General features: G+C 42.3%; 1 tRNA gene. It reads left to right on the top strand.

The annotated features are described in order from the left end of the window. Positions 1-329 precede the first annotated feature (329 nt). A tRNA-Cys gene (locus Q1A70_RS20485) sits at positions 330-403 on the top strand. Position 404 lies beyond the last annotated feature (1 nt).

Genomic DNA, 404 nt, shown 5'->3' on the forward strand with positions numbered 1-404 from the left:
CTATCGGATTTTTACATGTTGGTAGGATCATTCAACTGATCTGCCGATTATTGTCTTAACTGATCGGCATTAGAGCTGAGGCTCGCTTTTTTGATCTTTAACCTAAGGTTAAGTGATCAATTGTGGATATCTAATGTGATATAGATCGCCTTTGAATAACCCGCTCACAGTATGCTTTGCACATAAAGTCAGCTATTTGGCTTGTTTAGTATGAAATTCATTCAAACGAATTAAAAATACAAAAATAGTATTGACTCAATCGTCTGAATCCGTAGAATGCATCCCGTACCCAAGAGGATGGCTGTAAGCGATTCGATTGGAGTTACTAAGGCGCCTTGGCAGAGTGGCTATGCAGCGGATTGCAAATCCGTGGACCTCGGTTCGACTCCGGGAGGCGCCTCCAT

Source organism: uncultured Vibrio sp. (assembly GCF_947488985.1).
Classification (GTDB): Bacteria; Pseudomonadota; Gammaproteobacteria; order Enterobacterales; family Vibrionaceae; genus Vibrio.